Genomic DNA, 17,344 nt, shown 5'->3' with positions numbered 1-17,344 from the left:
CGTCTCGATGTCACCCCCGAGGCCCCGGGGAGGTAGGGTCGGACGTGGTCGGGGACATCCCAAATACAGCTCGCCGGCACATCGGGCCGGCGTACCAACGAGGAGATCGGTTCGTGACGATCCGCGTAGGCATCAACGGCTTTGGCCGCATCGGTCGTAACTACTTCCGCGCGCTGCTGGAGCAGGGTGCAGACATCGAGATCGTGGCTGTCAACGACCTGGGTGACACCGCGACCACCGCCCACCTGCTGAAGTACGACACCATCCTCGGCCGCCTCAAGCAGGAGGTCACGCACACCGAGGACACCATCACCGTCGACGGCAAGACCATCAAGGTCCTGTCCGAGCGCAACCCGGCCGACATCCCCTGGGGTGAGCTGGGCGTCGACATCGTGATCGAGTCGACCGGCATCTTCACCAAGAAGGCGGACGCCGAGAAGCACATCGCCGGTGGCGCGAAGAAGGTCCTCATCTCGGCTCCGGCCAAGGACGAGGACATCACCATCGTGATGGGCGTCAACCAGGACAAGTACGACGCGGCGAACCACCACGTCATCTCCAACGCCTCCTGCACCACCAACTGTGTGGCGCCGATGGCCAAGGTCCTCGACGAGAACTTCGGCATCGTCAAGGGCCTGATGACGACGGTGCACGCGTACACGAACGACCAGCGCATCCTGGACTTCCCGCACAAGGACCTGCGTCGTGCCCGCGCCGCCGCGGAGAACATCATCCCGACCACCACGGGTGCCGCCAAGGCCACCGCGCTGGTCCTGCCGCAGCTCAAGGGCAAGCTCGACGGCATCGCGATGCGCGTCCCGGTTCCCACCGGCTCGGCCACCGACCTGGTCGTGGAGCTCCAGCGCGAGGTCACCAAGGACGAGGTCAACGCCGCGTTCAAGAAGGCCGCCGACGACGGCGACCTCAAGGGCTTCCTGTTCTACACCGAGGACGCGATCGTCTCCTCGGACATCGTGGGCGACCCGGCCTCCTGCACCTTCGACTCCTCCCTGACCATGGTCCAGGAGGGCAAGTCGGTGAAGATCCTCGGCTGGTACGACAACGAGTGGGGCTACTCGAACCGCCTCGTCGACCTCACGGTCTTCGTCGGCAACCAGCTCTGATCGACTTCAGCAGGCACCTCGATGCGGTAGCAGGGCTCGGGCAGCGCAAGGTCGCGCTGTCCGGGCCCTGCGCCGCGTCCGCCGCGACCAGTCCTCGTAGGATCACGAGCGATCCGAGAACCCAGGAGCCCTCTTGAAGACGATCGACGAACTGCTCTCCGAAGGCGTCGCGGGCAAGCGCGTCTTCGTCCGCGCCGACCTGAACGTGCCGCTGGACGGCACCACCATCACCGACGACGGCCGCATCCGCGCCGTGGTGCCCACCGTCAAGGCCCTGGCCGACGCGGGCGCCCGCGTGATCGTCGCCTCGCACCTGGGCCGCCCCAAGGGCGCCCCGGACCCCGCCTTCTCCCTCGCCCCGGCCGCCGCCCGCCTCGGTGAGCTGCTCGGCGCCGACGTCGCCTTCGCCGAGGACACGGTCGGCCCCTCCGCCGAGGCCGTCGTCTCCGGCCTCGACGACGGCCAGGTGGCCGTCATCGAGAACCTGCGCTTCAACGCCGGCGAGACCAGCAAGGACGACGCCGAGCGCGCCGCCTTCGCCGACAAGCTGGCCGGGCTCGCGGACGTCTACGTCGGCGACGGCTTCGGCGCGGTGCACCGGAAGCACGCCTCGGTCTTCGACCTCCCCAAGCGGCTGCCGCACTACGCCGGCTACCTCATCGCCACCGAGGTCGGCGTCCTCAAGAAGCTCACCGACGACGTCAAGCGCCCCTACGTCGTCGCCCTCGGCGGCGCCAAGGTCTCCGACAAGCTCGCCGTCATCGACCAGCTCCTCGGCAAGGCCGACCGGATCCTCATCGGCGGCGGCATGGCGTACACGTTCCTCAAGGCCAAGGGGTACGAGGTCGGCATCTCCCTCCTCCAGGAGGACCAGATCCCGGCCGTCAAGGAGTACATGGAGCGCGCCGAGAAGAACGGCGTCGAGCTGGTCCTGCCCGTCGACGTCGTGGCCGGGCCCGAGTTCCCGGACCTGAAGACCAAGGCGCCGGCCGACGCCACCACCGTCGCCGCGGACGCCGTCCCGGCGGACCGGATGGGCCTGGACATCGGCCCCGAGTCCGGCAATCTGTACGCGTCCAAGCTCGCCGACGCCGCCACCGTCTTCTGGAACGGGCCTATGGGCGTCTTCGAGCACCCCGACTACGCCGAGGGCACCAAAGCGGTCGCCCAGGCACTCGTCGACGGCCCGGGCTTCACCGTGGTCGGCGGCGGCGACTCCGCCGCGGCCGTGCGCACGCTCGGCTTCGACGAGAACGCATTCGGCCACATCTCGACCGGCGGCGGCGCCTCCCTCGAATACCTCGAGGGCAAGACGCTCCCCGGCCTCGCCGCACTGGAGGACTGACCCGATGACCACCCGCACGCCGCTGATGGCGGGCAACTGGAAGATGAACCTCAACCACCTCGAGGCCATCGCCCACGTCCAGAAGCTCGCCTTCGCCCTCGCGGACAAGGACTACGACGCCGTCGAGGTCTCCGTCCTCGTACCCTTCACCGATCTGCGCTCGGTGCAGACCCTGGTCGAGCACGACAAGCTCAAGATCAAGTACGGCGCCCAGGACATCTCCGCCCACGACGGCGGCGCCTACACGGGCGAGATCTCCGGCCCGATGCTGGCCAAGCTGCGCTGCACCTACGTCGCGATCGGCCACTCCGAGCGCCGGCAGTACCACGCCGAGGGCGACGCACTTGTGAACGCCAAGGTCAAGGCCGCCTACAAGCACGGTCTGACCCCCATCCTGTGCGTCGGCGAGGAGCTGGACGTCCGTGAGGCGGGCAACCACGTCGAGCACACCCTCGCCCAGGTCGAGGGCGGCCTGAAGGACCTCCCGGCCGAGCAGGCCGAGACGGTCGTGATCGCCTACGAGCCCGTGTGGGCCATCGGCACCGGCAAGGTCTGCGGCGCCGACGACGCCCAGGAGGTCTGCGCGGCGATCCGCGGCAAGCTCGCCGAGCTGTACTCGCAGGAGCTGGCCGACAAGGTCCGCATCCAGTACGGCGGCTCCGTCAAGTCCGGCAACGTCGCCGAGATCATGGCGAAGCCCGACATCGACGGCGCGCTGGTCGGCGGCGCCTCGCTGGACTCGGACGAGTTCGTCAAGATCGTCCGCTTCCGCGACCAGTAGCCGACCGCAGGTCGACCGGCAGATCGACCAGTGAGTATGCGGTAGCGACGATACGTCGTACTCTTGCGGGGGCATGGTGGCCTGCTGTCACCGTGCCCCCGTCGTTCATCCGAATCCGAGGAAGTTGGTCCAGCCGTGGTTTTGGGGTTCTCGATCGCCCTGATCGTCTTCAGCCTGCTGCTGATGCTGCTGGTGCTGATGCACAAGGGGAAGGGCGGCGGCCTCTCCGACATGTTCGGTGGTGGCATGCAGTCGTCCGTCGGCGGCTCCTCGGTCGCCGAGCGCAACCTCGACCGGATCACCGTCGTGGTCGGTCTGGCCTGGTTCGCGTGCATCATGGTGCTCGGCCTGCTGATGAAGGCGAACAACTGACCCGCGTCACACCACCCCGGCACGCACTTGTGCACGTAAAGCCCCATGTCCGGTACGCGCTCCACGGCGCCGCCTATCATGGGGCTTGCGTCTGCGTGCTGGGGCTTGTAACTCCAATCACTGGACGCGCGTTGGGCCTTACGTAGACTGAGGCGCTCGCAGCGAAGCGAAACGCCGACTCGCTTTGCGGCACCATCACGCAGGGAGTTACGACCGTGGCAAGTGGCAACGCGATCCGGGGAAGCCGGGTCGGGGCGGGGCCGATGGGCGAGGCCGAGCGTGGCGAGTCCGCGCCGCGTCTGCGCATCTCCTTCTGGTGCTCCAACGGACACGAGACACAGCCGAGCTTCGCGAGCGATGCCCAGGTCCCGGAGACCTGGGACTGCCCGCGCTGCGGCTTCCCCGCCGGACAGGACCGGGACAATCCACCGGACCCGCCGCGCACCGAGCCCTACAAGACCCACCTCGCCTATGTGCGCGAGCGCCGCAGCGACGCGGACGGCGAGGCGATCCTCGCCGAGGCGCTCGCCAAGCTGCGCGGCGAGATCTAGTTCCGTCTCCGTCGGACGCCTTCACTCCTGATCATTTAGGTTGGAACAGCCGGGACAGCTGGGACACCCAAGGAAGAAGGCTGACGTCCGACATGAACGCAGACGGCCGTACCAGGCTCCATCAGACGCCCGAATGGGCTGCGCTGGCCAAGCACCGCGAGCAGCTCGGCGAGGTGCGGCTGCGCGAGCTGTTCGCCGCCGACCCGGGGCGCGGCACCGGCTGCACGCTCCGCGTGGGAGACCTGTACGTCGACTACTCGAAGAACCTCGTCACCGACGAGACCCTGCGGCTGCTGCGGGAGCTGGCCGCCGCCACCGACGTGTTCGGGCTGCGCGACGCCATGTTCCGCGGCGAGCGGATCAACATCACCGAGGACCGCGCAGTCCTGCACACCGCGCTGCGCGCCCCGCGGGACGCGGTGATCGAGGTCGACGGCGAGAACGTCGTCCCCAAGGTCCACGCCGTGCTCGACAAGATGGCCGACTTCGCCGACCGGGTCCGCTCCGGCGAGTGGACCGGCCACACCGGCAGGCGCATCAAGAACGTCGTCAACATCGGCATCGGCGGCTCCGACCTCGGCCCCGCGATGGCCTACGAGGCGCTGCGCGCCTTCACCGACCGCTCGCTCACGCTGCGCTTCGTGTCGAACGTGGACGGCGCCGACCTGCACGAGGCGGTCCGGGACCTGGACCCGGCCGAGACGCTGTTCATCATCGCCTCCAAGACCTTCACCACCATCGAGACGGTCACCAACGCCACCTCCGCCCGGACCTGGCTGCTCGACGCGCTCGGCGACGACGCGGCGGTCGCGCGGCACTTCGTGGCGCTGTCGACGAACGCCGGGAAAGTCTCCGAGTTCGGCATCGACACGGCCAACATGTTCGAGTTCTGGGACTGGGTCGGCGGCCGGTACTCCTTCGACTCGGCGATCGGGCTGTCCCTGATGGTCGCCGTCGGCCCGGACCGCTTCCGCGAGATGCTCGACGGCTTCCACCTCGTCGACGAGCACTTCCGCACCGCGTCCGCCGAGTCCAACGTGCCTCTGCTGATGGGCCTGTTGGGCGTCTGGTACGGCAACTTCCACGACGCACAGTCGCACGCGGTGCTGCCGTACTCGCACTACCTGTCGAAGTTCACCGCGTACCTCCAGCAGCTGGACATGGAGTCCAACGGCAAGTCCGTCGGCCGGGACGGCAATCCGGTCGAGTGGCAGACCGGGCCGGTGGTGTGGGGCACGCCGGGGACCAACGGGCAGCACGCCTACTACCAGTTGATCCACCAGGGCACCAAGCTGATCCCGGCGGACTTCATCGGCTTCGCCCGGCCGGTGGCCGAGCTGAGCGACGAACTCAAGGCCCAGCACGACCTGCTCATGGCCAACTTCTTCGCCCAGACCCAGGCGCTCGCCTTCGGCAAGACCCCGGACGAGGTACGGGCCGAGGGGGTGGCGGAGGAGCTGGTCCCGCACAAGACGTTCCGCGGCGACCACCCCACCACGACGATCCTCGCCCGCGAGCTGACCCCCTCCGTCCTCGGACAGCTCATTGCCCTGTACGAGCACAAGGTGTTCGTCCAGGGCGCGATCTGGAACATCGACTCCTTCGACCAGTGGGGCGTCGAACTGGGCAAGGTGCTCGCCAAGCGCGTCGAGCCGGCGCTGAGTGAGGGCACGGACGTTCCCGGACTGGACGACTCGACGCGTGCGCTGGTCGCGGCCTATCGGGAGCTGCGCGGGCGGGTGTGAGGACGCGGGAAGGGGCGGCGAGGGGTTTTCGCCCCCGCCGCCCCTTCAAACGCCGGACGGGCTGGATTATGCCGACGCCGGGGGGTACAGCGATCTCGGCAATTGCGACGCCGCCGCCGAGTCCAGGAGCCACAGGGTGCGGGCGCGGCCCCGGGCGCCCGCTGCCGGGGCCTGGATCTCGCCCGCGCCCGAGAGGGCGATCGCGACCGCGTTCGCCTTGTCCTCGCCCGCCGCGAGCAGCCACACCTCGCGGGCGGCGCGGATCGCGGGGAGGGTGAGGGAGACGCGGACGGGGGGCGGCTTGGGGGAGCCGTGGACGCCGATCACCGTGCGGTCCCTCTCGCGGACTCCCGGGTGCTCCGGGAAGAGCGAGGCCACGTGGGTGTCGGGGCCGACGCCGAGGAGCAGGACGTCGAAGGACGGGACCGCGGCGTGGTTCTCCGGGACGGACGCCGTGGCCAGCTCCTGTGCGTAGGCGGCGGCCGCCGCCTCCACGTCCGAGCCGTACGGGCCGTCGGACGCCGGCATCGCGTGCACCCGCTTCGGGTCCAGCGGCACCGTGTCGAGGAGCGCCTCGCGCGCCTGGGTGACGTTGCGCTCCGGGTCGCCCTCCGGCAGGAAGCGCTCGTCGCCCCACCACAGGTCGAGCCGGCCCCAGTCGATCGCGTCCCGGGCCGGGGAGGCGGCGAGGGCCGCGAGCAGGCCGTTGCCGTTGCGGCCGCCGGTGAGGACCACGGACGCGCTGCCCCGGGAGGCCTGCGCGTCCACGATCTTCGTGATCAGCCGGGCCGCCGCGGCCTCGGCCATCAGCTCCTTGTCACGGTGCACGACCAGCTGAGGGGTGTCGCTCATTTCGCCGCCGCCTTCCTCACCGGTGCCTTCTCCCGCGTCGCGTCCTTCGCGGGAGCTTTCGCAGCCGACCCGACGGGAGCGGCGGCCGCGAGGGCGTCCTCACGGTCGCCGGAGTCTCCTTTGGCCGGCGCGTTCAGCCGGTTCACCCCGTACCGCAGCGCCGAGGCGTACGTGTCGTCCGGGTCCAGGCGCCGCAGCTCCTCCGCGATCAGCTCGGCCGTCTCGCGGCGCTTGAGCGCGACCGCGCGGGCCGGCTGGCCCTGGATGGAGAGGTTCGCCAGCGAGCCGTCGGCCCGGTCCAGGACGACCGGACCGCAGTCGGTGTCCATCCGGACCGCCGTCAGCCCCGGGCCGTTCGACGCCGAGCGCTTCACCGGCACGTCCAGCCGGTCCGCGAGCCACATCGCGAGCAGCTCGCAGCTCGGGTTGAACTCCTCGCCCTCCACCTCGACCGACTGCACCTCGCAGTCGACCTGGTCCAGCGCCGCCGCCAGCATCGAGCGCCACGGCGTGATGCGGGTCCACGACAGGTCGGTGTCGCCGGGCGCGTAGGCGTCGGCGCGGGCCCCAAGCTCCCGAATCGGCTCCTCGCAGGCGTAGGTGTCGGTGACCCGGCGCTGGGCGAGCGCGCCCAGCGGATCCCGGGCCGGGTCGAGCGGCGCGTTCACCGGCCACCACACCACCACCGGCGCGTCCGGCAGCAGCAGGGGCAGGACCACCGACTGGGCGTGGTCGACGACGTCGCCGTACAGCCGCAGCACGATCGTCTCGCCGGTGCCCGCGTCGGCGCCGAGGCGTACCTCGGCGTCCAGCCGGGACCTGGTGCGGTCCCGGGGCGAGCGCGAGACGCGCTTGATGACGACGAGCGTGCGCGAGGGGTGCTCGTGCGCGGCGTCGCTCGCGGCCTTCAGGGCGTCGTAGGCGTTCTCCTCGTCGGTGACGATGACGAGGGTGAGCACCATGCCGACGGCCGGTGTGCCGATGGCCCGGCGGCCGAGGACCAGCGCCTTGTTGATCTTGCTGGCCGTGGTGTCCGTGAGGTCTGTCTTCATGGCCGGCGCCAGCTCCGTCCGTCTCGCTCCAGCATGTCGTCCGCCTCGACGGGCCCCCAGGTGCCGGCCGGATACTGGGCCGGGGTGCCGTGCGTGTCCCAGTACTCCTCGATCGGGTCGAGGATCTTCCAGGACAGCTCGACCTCTTCGGTGCGCGGGAAGAGGTTGGCGTCGCCCAGGAGGACGTCGAGGATCAGGCGTTCGTACGCCTCGGGGCTGGACTCCGTGAACGACTCGCCGTAGGCGAAGTCCATGGACACGTCCCGGATCTCCATCGACGTGCCCGGCACCTTGGAGCCGAAGCGGACGGTGACGCCCTCGTCGGGCTGGACGCGGATGACGATCGCGTTCGAGCCGAGTTCCTCGGTGGCCGTCGAGTCGAAGGGGGAGTGCGGGGCCCGCTGGAAGACGACCGCGATCTCGGTGACCCTGCGACCGAGGCGCTTGCCGGTGCGCAGGTAGAAGGGGACGCCCGCCCAGCGGCGGTTGTCGATGCCGACCCTGATCGCGGCGTAGGTGTCGGTCTTCGACTTGGGGTCGATGCCGTCCTCTTCGAGGTAGCCGACGGCCTTGGCGCCGCCCTGCCACCCGGCCGCGTACTGGCCGCGCACGGTGTCCCGGCCCAGGTCCTTGGGGAGCCTGACCGCGCCGAGCACCTTGGTCTTCTCCGCCGCCAGCGCGTCCGCGTCGAAGGAGGCGGGCTCCTCCATGGCGGTCAGCGCGAGCAGCTGGAGCAGGTGGTTCTGGATGACGTCGCGGGCGGCGCCGATGCCGTCGTAGTAGCCGGCCCGGCCGCCGATGCCGATGTCCTCGGCCATGGTGATCTGGATGTGGTCGACGTAGGACCGGTTCCAGATCGGCTCGAACATCGTGTTGGCGAAACGCAGCGCCAGGATGTTCTGGACGGTCTCCTTGCCCAGGTAGTGGTCGATGCGGAAGACCTGGTCCGGGGCGAAGACCTCGTGGACGATCGCGTTGAGCTCCTCGGCCGACCTCAGGTCGTGGCCGAACGGCTTCTCGATCACCGCGCGGCGCCAGGAGCCGCTCGACTGGTCGGCGAGCTGGTGCTTCTTCAGCTGCTTGATGACCACCGGGAAGGACTTCGGCGGCACGGAGAGGTAGAAGGCGAAGTTGCCGCCCGTGCCCTGTGCCTTGTCCAGCTCCTCGATGGTGCCGCGCAGCCGCTCGAAGGCGTCGTCGTCGTCGAAGGTGCCCTGGACGAAGCGCATCCCCTGGATGAGCTGCTGCCAGACCTCCTCGCGAAACGGCGTGCGCGAATGTTCCTTGACGGCGTCGTGCACGACCTGGGCGAAGTCCTCGTGTTCCCAGTCGCGGCGGGCGAAACCGACGAGCGAGAAGCCCGGCGGCAGCAGACCCCGGTTGGCGAGGTCGTACACGGCGGGCATGAGCTTCTTGCGGGAGAGGTCACCGGTGACGCCGAAAATGACCAGACCCGACGGCCCCGCGATACGCGGGAGCCGTCGGTCTGCGGGGTCACGCAGCGGATTGCTGCTTGACAATGTTTTAGCCCTCCGAGGGGGCGAGGCGCTTCAGCTCCGCCTCGGTCGACTTCAGCAGGTCCGTCCAGGAGTCCTCGAACTTGTCGATGCCCTCCTTCTCCAGCAGCTGGACCACCTCGTCGTAGCCGATCCCGAGCTTCTCGACCGCGTCGAGGTCGGCGCGGGCCTGCTCGTAGGTGCCGGCGACGGCGTTGCCGGTGATCTCGCCGTGGTCCTCGGTGGCGAACAGCGTCGCCTCCGGCATGGTGTTGACCGTGTTCGGCGCGACCAGGTCGGTGACGTACATGGTGTCGCTGTACGCCTTGTCCTTCACGCCCGTCGACGCCCACAGCGGACGCTGCTTGTTGGCGCCGGCCTTCTCCAGGGCGGCCCAGCGGTCGGTGCCGAAGACCTCCTCGTACGCCTGGTAGGCGAGGCGCGCGTTGGCGACGGCGGCCTTGCCGCGCAGGGCCTTGGCCTCGTCGGTGCCGAGCGCGTCGATCCGCTTGTCGATCTCGGTGTCCACGCGGGACACGAAGAAGGACGCCACCGAGTGGATCTGTGAGAGGTCCAGGCCGCGCTCCTTGGCCTGCTCCAGGCCGGTCTGGAAGGCGTCCATGACCGCGCGGTAGCGCTCCAGCGAGAAGATCAGCGTGACGTTGACGCTGATGCCCCGGCCGATGGTCTCGGCGATGGCCGGAAGGCCTGCCTCGGTGGCCGGGATCTTGATGAAGGTGTTCGGCCGGTCCACCAGCCAGGCGAGCTGCTTGGCCTCGGCGACCGTCGCCTTGGTGTTGTGCGCCAGGCGCGGGTCCACCTCGATGGAGACCCGGCCGTCCTTGCCGCCGGTGGCGTCGAAGACGGGGCGCAGGATGTCGGCGGCGTCGCGGACGTCCGCCGTGGTGATCATGCGAATGGCCTCTTCGACCGTGACCTTGCGGAACGCGAGGTCGGAGAGCTGCTGGTCGTAGCCGTCGCCCTGGGAGATCGCCTTCTGGAAGATCGACGGGTTGGTGGTGACGCCCACGACGTGCTGCTGGTCGATCAGCTCGGCGAGGTTGCCGGACGTGATCCGCTTGCGCGACAGGTCGTCCAGCCAGATCGCGACGCCTTCATCGGAGAGGCGCTTGAGTGCGTCTGTCATGGAAAATGCATCTCCTACGTGTCGTATACGAGCGTCAGCGCTGGACCGCGGCGAGGGATTCCCGCGCGGCGGCGGCAACGTTCTCGGCGGTGAAACCGAACTCCTTGAAGAGCACCTTGGCGTCAGCCGAAGCACCGAAGTGCTCCAGGGAGACGATGCGGCCCGCGTCTCCCACGTACTTGTGCCAGGTCAGACCGATCCCGGCCTCCACCGCGACCCGGGCCCTCACGGACGGGGGCAGGACGCTGTCCCGGTACCCCTGGTCCTGCTGCTCGAACCACTCCACGGACGGCATGGACACCACACGGGTCGGCACACCGTCGGCCTGGAGCTGCTCGCGCGCCCCGACGGCGACGTGCACCTCGGAGCCGGTGGCGATGAGGACGACCTCGGCGTCGCCGCCGTCGGCCTCGAACAGCACGTAGCCGCCCCTGGCCGCCTCCTCGTTGGGCTCGTACGTCGGCACGCCCTGGCGGGTGAGGGCGAGGCCGTGCGGCTGGCCCTTGCCGAACTCCTTCGTCCAGCGGCGCAGGATCTCGCGCCAGGCGATCGCCGTCTCGTTGGCGTCGGCCGGCCGGACCACGTTCAGACCCGGGATCGCGCGCAGCGAGGCGAGGTGCTCGACCGGCTGGTGGGTCGGACCGTCCTCGCCCAGACCGATGGAGTCGTGCGTCCACACGTACGTCACCGGCAGGTGCATCAGCGCCGACAGCCGCACCGCGTTGCGCATGTAGTCCGAGAAGACCAGGAACGTTCCGCCGTAGATGCGGGTGTTGCCGTGCAGCGCGATGCCGTTCATCTCCGCGGCCATCGCGTGCTCGCGGATGCCGAAGTGGATGGTGCGGCCGTACGGCTCCGCCTCGGGCAGCGGGTTGCCCGCCGGGAGGAAGGACGACGTCTTGTCGATCGTCGTGTTGTTCGAGCCGGCCAGGTCGGCCGAGCCGCCCCACAGCTCGGGGACGACCGCGCCGAGCGCCTGGAGCACCTTGCCGGACGCGGCGCGGGTCGCCAGGCCCTTGCCCGCCTCGAAGACCGGGATCTTCTCCTCCCAGCCCCCCGGCAGCTCCCCCTTGGCGACGCGGTCGTACTCGGCGGCGCGCTCCGGATTGTTGTCCCGCCACTGCTGGAAGGACTTCTCCCACACCGCGCGGGCCGCCTGGCCCTTCTCCAGCGCCTTGCGGGTGTGCTCGATGACCTCGTCGGAGACCTCGAAGGACTTCTCCGGGTCGAAGCCCAGGACCCGCTTGGTGGCCGCGACCTCGTCGTCGCCGAGCGCCGAGCCGTGCGCGGCCTCGGTGTTCTGCGCGTGCGGGGCGGGCCAGGCGATGATCGAGCGCATCGCGATGAACGACGGCCGGTCGGTGACCTGCTTCGCCGCCTCGATCGCGTCGTAGATCGCGTTCGGGTCGAGGTCGCCGTCCGGCTTCGGGGCGACCCGCTGCACGTGCCAGCCGTACGCCTCGTACCGCTTGACTGTGTCCTCGGAGACGGCGGTCTCGGTGTCGCCCTCGATCGAGATGTGGTTGTCGTCCCACAGCAGGACCAGGTTGCCCAGCTTCTGGTGGCCCGCGAGGGAGGAGGCCTCGGCGGAGATGCCCTCCTGGAGGCAGCCGTCACCGGCGATGCAGTAGATGAAGTGGTCGAAGGGGGAGGTGCCCTCGGCGGCCTCCGGGTCGAACAGGCCGCGCTCGTAGCGAGCGGCCATGGCCATGCCCACCGCGTTGGCGACACCCTGGCCCAGCGGGCCGGTCGTCGTCTCCACGCCCGTGGTGTGCCCGTACTCCGGGTGCCCGGGGGTCTTGGAACCCCAGGTGCGGAACGACTCGAGGTCCGCCAGCTCCAGGCCGAAACCGGCCAGGTACAGCTGGGTGTAGAGGGTCAGCGACGAGTGGCCGGCGGACAGCACGAAACGGTCGCGCCCGACCCAGTTCGCGTCGGCGGGGTCGTGCCGCATCACCTTCTGGAAGAGGGTGTAGGCGGCGGGCGCCAGGCTCATCGCCGTACCCGGATGGCCGTTGCCAACCTTCTGTACGGCATCGGCGGCCAGGACGCGGGCGGTGTCCACGGCCCGCTGGTCCAGTTCGGTCCACTCGAGGTCTGTGGTGGTCGGCTTGGTGCTCACCCTGAGTCAGGGCTCCTCTCCACATGTCGGATGCCGGTGCACGTGGGCGCCCACCGGCTGCCGGCGCGTCCGTGAGATCGGCCGGCCGTTGTCGAGCCTACCCCCGTAAGTACGTGCGTTTTTCCGCTGGAAACAAGACTGCCGGGACTCTTCGCGATCCGCCTGTCGACTGGGCGAAACCGCATTCGGCAAGTGAATACGGAGCCGCTCATCTGACTGCTCAATCGACTCTCCGAACGCACGTCGGAGCACCCCCTTCAACACGACCCCACCCCCGCGAAGGCCGAGGTATGGGCAACGTCTAAAGTGGCGTGGTACGCGCGAGCCTTTACCGCCACTTCACACGGTCGGGCTTGCTGGGATGTCTCTGTCAGGGGTGTGCGTGACGGCCGTTGAATCCCGTCCTGCGGGGGTTATCGGGACGAACCAGAGCCCGAGTCACCGGCCGTTCGGGGCCCGTGTCAAGGCGTTCGTGGCGCTGACCAAGCCGCGGATCATCGAGCTTCTGCTGATCACCACCGTTCCGGTGATGTTCCTCGCCGAGCAGGGTGTTCCGAATCTGAAGCTGGTGCTGCTGACCTGCCTCGGCGGGTACCTGTCGGCCGGCGGCGCGAACGCGCTCAACATGTACATCGACCGCGACATCGACGCGCTGATGGACCGGACCTCGCAGCGCCCGCTGGTGACCGGCATGGTCAGTCCGGCCGAATGTCTCGTCTTCGGCATCTCCCTGGCCGTCGTCTCGACCGTGCTGTTCGGCCTCACCGTCAACTGGCTGTCGGCCTGGCTCTCCCTCGGCGCGCTCCTCTTCTACGTCGTCGTCTACACGATGATCCTCAAGCGGCGCACCTCGCAGAACATCGTCTGGGGCGGCATCGCCGGCTGTCTGCCGGTGCTCATCGGCTGGTCGTCCGTGACCAACTCGATGTCCTGGGCACCGATCATCCTCTTCGCGGTGATGTTCTTCTGGACGCCGCCGCACTACTGGCCGCTGTCCATGAAGGTCAAGGAGGACTACGCGCGCGTCGGTGTACCGATGCTCCCGGTCATCGCCTCCAACAAGGTCGTGGCCCGGCAGATCGTGATCTACAGCTGGGCGATGGTCGCGGTGTCGCTGCTGCTGACGCCGCTCGGCTACACCGGCTGGTTCTACACGGCCGTCGCGCTGCTGGCCGGCGGCATGTGGCTGTGGGAGGCGCACGGGCTGCAGAACCGTGCCAAGGCCGAGGTCACGGGCGGCAAGCTCAAGGAGATGCGGCTGTTCCACTGGTCCATCACCTACGTGTCGGTGCTGTTCCTGGCGATCGCGGTGGACCCCTTCCTGCGCTGAGAGCCTCTTGCGCACCGCTTCTGAAGCCGTCCGACGGGCGGGGCGCGTGGTCAAGGCCACGCACCCCGCCCGTCGCCGTTCGATCTACCCGTCGGTAGCATCCTGGTCATGGCAGACACGCAGCAGGTGGACACGGAGCAGGGCAGCGCGAAGGCCGCCGGGTGGGCGGACCGGTGGGCCGAGCACCGGGTGACCCGGACGGCCGGGCGGATCGACTCCTTCGCCAAGGCCCACGGCGGCGCCGAGGCCCAGGTGGCCTACCTCGGTGAGCGCGGCGCCCGCATCGTGCTCGTCGGCGAGGACGGCGCCTGGGGCGACCTGGTCGCGCGCTCCCACGAGGCGGCCCTGAAGGCCGTCGAGCAGTCCGGGATCACCGTCCACGAGGACTTCGACGGCGAGTTCGCGGCCAAGGTGACGACGGGCCGCTACGAGTGGTCGCGCATGGCCGGCATCCAGGTCGGCGGGCCGAGCAACACCTGAGACCCGGTTCACCCGTTAGGACCGTGGAAGGCCGCGAGGCGCACGGGTCCAGCAGGGGAGTCCGGATGATCGAAACGCCGTCCCTGGTGGACCAGTACTGCCACGGCGTCCTGAGAACGGAGCTGGGCCTCGGCACCTTCGAGGCCCAGCTGGCCCGCACCGAGGGTCCGCCCGCGCCGGGCACCACCCTCTTCGACACCCAGACCGGCTTCGCGGTACGCCGCTGGTGCCCGCCCCTGCTCGGCCTGGAACCGCACTGCCCGCCCGCCCGCTATCTGGCCCGGCGCCGCGAACTGGGCGTCATGGAGGCCGACCGCCGGCTGCTGCGCGGCAGCGGCATCACGACCTACCTGGTCGACGCCGGGCTGCCCGGCGACCTCACCGGTCCCGCCGAGATGGCCTCGGCCGCGGACGCGGACACCCGCGAGATCGTGCGCCTGGAGCTGCTCGCCGAGCAGGTCGCCGACACCTCCGGCACCGTCGAGTCCTTCCTCGCCAACCTCGCCGAGGCCGTGCACGGCGCCGCCGCGAACGCGGTCGCCTTCACCTCCGTCGCCGGTGTACGGCACGGCCTGGCGCTCGCGCCGGAACCTCCCGGCGCCGGTGAGGTGCGCGGCGCCGCCGCCCGCTGGCTGACGGGACGTGAGGTCGGCGGGGAGCTGAGCGACCCGGTGCTGCTGCGCCACCTGCTGTGGATCGCCGTCGCCTCGGGCCTGCCGCTCCAACTGCACGCGGGCCTGGGCGAGCCGGGCCTGCGCATCGACCGCACCGACCCGGTCCTGCTCACGGACTTCGTACGGGCCACCGCCGGCCTCGGCACCGACCTGGTCCTCCTGCACGGCTACCCGTACCACCGCCACGCCGCCCACCTGGCCGGCGTCTTCCCGCACGTCTACGCCGACTCGGGCGCCGCCCTGGTGCGTACCGGCGCCCGGGCCGCGACGGTCCTCGCGGAGATCCTGGAACTGGCCCCCTTCGGCAAGATCGTCTTCTCCAGCGGCGCGCAGGGCCTGCCCGAACTGCACGTGGTCGCCGCCCGCCTGTTCCGCGAGGCCCTCGGCCGGGTGCTGGGCACCTGGGTGGCCGAGGGGGCGTGGTCGCTCGGGGACGCGCAACGGGTGGCCGGGATGATCGCCTCGGGCAACGCCGGGCGGGTGTACGGGCTGGACTGAATCGCCGAGACTGGGCGGATGCCGACCGACGCCCTGCTCGACCGCTTCCTCACCGGCCTGCTGCCCCTCGGCCCCGTCGCCGTCTGGGCCCACGGTTCACTGGGCGGGGGCGACTACCAGGAGGGCCGCAGCGACCTCGACCTGATCGCGGTCCTGCCACGGCCGGCCACGGCGCGCACGGCCTGGCGGCTGGGACTGCTCCACGCCCGCCTGCGCGCCGAACCCCTGGCCGGACTGCTGCACTGCAGCTACCTGTCACCCGACACCGCCGCCGACCCCGACCAGCGGCACCTGACCTGGGCCCACCGGCAGCTCTTCAAACGCACGGTCACCCCGGTCACCCGGCGCGAACTCCACAGCTTCGGACGCGTCCTGCACGGCAAGTCCCCCCGGGAGCTGCTGCCGCCGGTGACGGACGGCGAACTGGCCGGGTTCGTCGTCCGGGAGCAGCGGGACTACTGGCGGCCGACCGTGCGCAGGGCCGAGTTGTGGCGGCAGGACGTCTGGGTCGACCTGGGTCTGCTCACCTTCGCCCGCGCCACCGTCACGCTGCGGGAGGGCCGCCTGATCACGAAGCGGCAGGCCCTGGCGGAACTGCCCGCCCTCGGGGCGCCCGGCGAGGTCGTCGAGGACATCACGCGGCGGCGGTACGGGAAGCCCGCGGGGCCCACGGCCGCGGCGGAGTGGAGCGCCCGCCGCGCCGAGCTGACCCGGAGCTACCTGGGACCCGCCATCGACACGCTGGTCGCCTCGTACTCCTGAGCCGGCAGCCCGGTCGCCGCCTCCCGCGACCGCTCGCGCAGCGACAGCAGCACCCGCAGCACCGCGATCCACACCAGGCACGAGCCGAACATGTGCAGGCCGACCAGGACCTCCGGGAGGTCGGTGAAGTACTGGACGTAGCCGATGACCCCCTGGGCGAGCAGCACCAGGAACAGGTCGCGGGTGCGGGCCAGCGGCCCCTTGGGCGCGTCGACCGCCTTCAGCACGAACCACAGGGCGAACGTCAGCGTCACCACGACCCACGCCAGCACGGCGTGCGCCTTGGTCACCGTCTCCCAGTCGATCGGCATCCGCTCGACCTCGCTGGAGTCGCCCGCGTGGGGGCCCGCGCCGGTGACCACCGTGCCGACCGCGATCAGCAGCGCGGAGACGGCGGTCATCACCCACACCAGCTGCTGCACGGACTTGCCGACCAGGGGACGCGGTGCCGTGTCACCCTCCCGGGTGCGCTGCCACATCACGGTCGCGACCGCGATCAGTGCGCTCGACAGCAGGAAGTGCGCCGCGACGGTGTACGGGTTGAGACCGACGAGGACCACGATGCCGCCGAGGATCGCGTTGCCCATCACGATCCAAAACTGCGTCCAGCCCAGCCGCGTCAGGCTGCGCCGGTACGGCTTCTGCGACCGGGCGGCGATGATCGCCCAGCCGACCGCGGCGCACAGCACGTACGTCAGCATGCGGTTGCCGAACTCGATGACGCCGTGGAAGCCCATCTCGCTCGTGGTGGTGAGCGAGTTGTCGGTGCACTTGGGCCAGGTCGGGCAGCCGAGGCCGGAGCCGGTGAGGCGTACGGCACCGCCGGTGACGACGATGACCACCGCCATGGCGAGCGCGATGAAGGCCGCGCGCCGAACCGTGCGAGGGTGCGGGGTCCAGCGTGCGGCGATGAAGGCGAGCGGGTTGCGCACGGCTGCTGCGGCGTCGGCGCGGGTCACGTTTGGCACGCCGTCCATCGTAGGCGCCCGCTTGTGCACGCTTTCACGAGGGTC

Annotated in this window: 16 protein-coding genes; 10 read left to right on the top strand and 6 right to left on the bottom strand. The window is 70.1% G+C overall.

What is annotated here, in order from left to right; genetic code table 11:
• The first annotated feature begins 113 nt into the window (after window positions 1–113).
• The 6 genes from gap to pgi all read left to right on the top strand — a co-directional run bounded on the left by gap (window position 114) and on the right by pgi (window position 5,918).
• The gene (gene gap, locus ACGH7X_RS09870; RefSeq protein WP_399883759.1) at window positions 114–1,124 is read left to right on the top strand and encodes a type I glyceraldehyde-3-phosphate dehydrogenase; all 1,011 of its coding nucleotides are present in this window, start codon (window positions 114–116) and stop codon (window positions 1,122–1,124) included.
• A 133-nt stretch (window positions 1,125–1,257) separates the two neighbouring features.
• Window positions 1,258–2,469 carry a phosphoglycerate kinase gene (locus tag ACGH7X_RS09865; protein ID WP_399883757.1) on the top strand — a complete coding sequence of 404 codons (1,212 nt, stop codon included), beginning with the start codon at window positions 1,258–1,260 and terminating at the stop codon, window positions 2,467–2,469.
• Between the two features lie 4 nt (window positions 2,470–2,473).
• Entirely contained in the window at window positions 2,474–3,250 is a 777-nt protein-coding gene (gene tpiA, locus ACGH7X_RS09860; RefSeq protein WP_399883755.1) for a triose-phosphate isomerase, read from the top strand.
• Between the two features lie 135 nt (window positions 3,251–3,385).
• Complete coding sequence (secG, locus tag ACGH7X_RS09855; RefSeq protein WP_016325957.1) at window positions 3,386–3,622, top strand: preprotein translocase subunit SecG; 237 nt, start codon at window positions 3,386–3,388, stop codon at window positions 3,620–3,622.
• 215 nt (window positions 3,623–3,837) lie between these two features.
• Window positions 3,838–4,173 carry an RNA polymerase-binding protein RbpA gene (locus tag ACGH7X_RS09850; protein WP_003976875.1) on the top strand — a complete coding sequence of 112 codons (336 nt, stop codon included), beginning with the start codon at window positions 3,838–3,840 and terminating at the stop codon, window positions 4,171–4,173.
• A 92-nt stretch (window positions 4,174–4,265) separates the two neighbouring features.
• Entirely contained in the window at window positions 4,266–5,918 is a 1,653-nt protein-coding gene (gene pgi, locus ACGH7X_RS09845) for a glucose-6-phosphate isomerase (RefSeq protein ID WP_399883753.1), read from the top strand.
• 66 nt (window positions 5,919–5,984) lie between these two features.
• Here the strand turns inward: pgi and pgl are convergent, their stop codons facing one another.
• The 5 genes from pgl to tkt are packed head-to-tail and all read right to left on the bottom strand — an operon-like array spanning window position 5,985 to window position 12,587.
• A complete protein-coding gene (gene pgl / locus ACGH7X_RS09840) occupies window positions 5,985–6,770 on the bottom strand; it encodes a 6-phosphogluconolactonase (RefSeq protein ID WP_399883751.1) in 786 nt (261 codons plus the stop codon).
• Entirely contained in the window at window positions 6,767–7,822 is a 1,056-nt protein-coding gene (opcA, locus tag ACGH7X_RS09835) for a glucose-6-phosphate dehydrogenase assembly protein OpcA (RefSeq protein WP_399883749.1), read from the bottom strand. Before opcA ends, pgl begins: the two co-directional genes overlap by 4 nt.
• On the bottom strand, window positions 7,819–9,342 hold the full coding sequence (zwf, locus tag ACGH7X_RS09830) for a glucose-6-phosphate dehydrogenase (protein WP_399883747.1): 1,524 nt from the start codon (window positions 9,340–9,342) through the stop codon (window positions 7,819–7,821). The genes opcA and zwf overlap by 4 nt, the downstream gene beginning before the upstream one ends.
• A gap of 4 nt (window positions 9,343–9,346) precedes the next feature.
• A complete protein-coding gene (gene tal / locus ACGH7X_RS09825; protein ID WP_399883745.1) occupies window positions 9,347–10,465 on the bottom strand; it encodes a transaldolase in 1,119 nt (372 codons plus the stop codon).
• Between the two features lie 34 nt (window positions 10,466–10,499).
• On the bottom strand, window positions 10,500–12,587 hold the full coding sequence (gene tkt / locus ACGH7X_RS09820) for a transketolase (protein WP_399883743.1): 2,088 nt from the start codon (window positions 12,585–12,587) through the stop codon (window positions 10,500–10,502).
• A 376-nt stretch (window positions 12,588–12,963) separates the two neighbouring features.
• Between tkt and ACGH7X_RS09815 the strand changes: the two genes are divergently transcribed.
• From ACGH7X_RS09815 to ACGH7X_RS09800, 4 genes are all read left to right on the top strand, one after another.
• On the top strand, window positions 12,964–13,917 hold the full coding sequence (locus ACGH7X_RS09815) for a heme o synthase (RefSeq protein WP_399896890.1): 954 nt from the start codon (window positions 12,964–12,966) through the stop codon (window positions 13,915–13,917).
• Window positions 13,918–14,025: 108 nt separating this feature from the next.
• Complete coding sequence (locus ACGH7X_RS09810; protein WP_399883741.1) at window positions 14,026–14,397, top strand: hypothetical protein; 372 nt, start codon at window positions 14,026–14,028, stop codon at window positions 14,395–14,397.
• A gap of 65 nt (window positions 14,398–14,462) precedes the next feature.
• Window positions 14,463–15,569 carry an amidohydrolase family protein gene (locus ACGH7X_RS09805; RefSeq protein WP_399883739.1) on the top strand — a complete coding sequence of 369 codons (1,107 nt, stop codon included), beginning with the start codon at window positions 14,463–14,465 and terminating at the stop codon, window positions 15,567–15,569.
• 18 nt (window positions 15,570–15,587) lie between these two features.
• On the top strand, window positions 15,588–16,331 hold the full coding sequence (locus tag ACGH7X_RS09800; protein ID WP_399883737.1) for a nucleotidyltransferase: 744 nt from the start codon (window positions 15,588–15,590) through the stop codon (window positions 16,329–16,331).
• On the opposite strand, the gene ACGH7X_RS09795 is transcribed toward ACGH7X_RS09800, so the two are convergent.
• Window positions 16,286–17,308, bottom strand: coding sequence for a heme A synthase (locus ACGH7X_RS09795; protein ID WP_399883734.1), 1,023 nt, complete (start codon window positions 17,306–17,308; stop codon window positions 16,286–16,288). The two genes, ACGH7X_RS09800 and ACGH7X_RS09795, sit on opposite strands and share 46 nt — an antisense overlap.
• Window positions 17,309–17,344: the final 36 nt, after the last annotated feature.

Origin of the sequence: Streptomyces sp. BBFR51, from assembly GCF_044591655.1 — a bacterium.
Classification (GTDB): Bacteria; Actinomycetota; Actinomycetes; order Streptomycetales; family Streptomycetaceae; genus Streptomyces.
The sequence above is the reverse complement of the archived record's forward strand: the minus strand, read 5'-3'. Positions and strand labels throughout refer to the sequence as shown.